The sequence below is a fragment of the Bradyrhizobium sp. MI1.10 genome (genome assembly GCF_055811035.1).
The window spans coordinates 1-715 of sequence record NZ_JBVVPN010000155.1 but is presented as its reverse complement, the minus strand read 5'-3'; the positions used below and the strand labels follow the sequence as shown (position 1 = coordinate 715).

Sequence of the window (715 nt, the reverse complement as noted above, 5' to 3'; positions counted from 1 at the left end):
GGGGTCAGGCGCACCATGCTCAAGCGGCTCCACGCAGGGGCAGCGCCAATTGGATACCGAACGGGCGGGTCGCGTTTGCCTCGATGAAGGCCTGCAAGGCCGGCTTGATCTCGGCGCGCCCTGTGACGCGCTCGGCCAGCTCGTCAGCGATGTCGCTGGTCGCATCGCGAGACCAGCCCTCGATCGCGTTGAAGGCGACGATTCTGACCGGATAGGCGTACTGGCCGGAGAGCAGGTCGCGGATGATGGTCTCGAAGTCGGTATCCTGCTCGTCGGTCTCCCGCCAGGAGCAGCCAGCGCGGGCGCCGAAGTCTTCCAGCACCAGGTAAACATCCCGATCGAGACGATCCAGCGGAACGATCGACGGCGCATGACGCATGACGCAACTCCTACTCAAAGAGGAGCAATCGCCCTGCTAGAGGATCGTTCCGGCCGCACATGGCCAACCAAACCGGGACCGGGGCCGATCATTGAGGTCGCCCGCTTAGGTCTTATCGTCTGTAGCGGGGGGAGAATTGGCTGGCAAATGCAATTCGAGCAGGAGCCTTTGCTGCTTTGTTACGGCCATTTGATCCCGCGTGTCCTCGCGGAGGGAGATGAACCGCCCCGGGTTTGCCGGAGGCTCCAACTCCTGAGAAGATGGAGCCATGACAAGCAAGACCACGAACAAGTTTTCGCCTGAAGTCCGCGACCGTGCGGTTCGGATGGTTCTGGA

Annotated in this window: 1 protein-coding gene; it reads right to left on the bottom strand. The window is 62.2% G+C overall.

What is annotated here, in order from left to right; all coding sequences use genetic code 11:
• Positions 1–19: 19 nt before the first annotated feature.
• On the bottom strand, positions 20–379 hold the full coding sequence (locus AC0L3K_RS40700) for a hypothetical protein (RefSeq protein ID WP_473368218.1): 360 nt from the start codon (positions 377–379) through the stop codon (positions 20–22).
• Between the last annotated feature and the right edge of the window lie 336 nt (positions 380–715).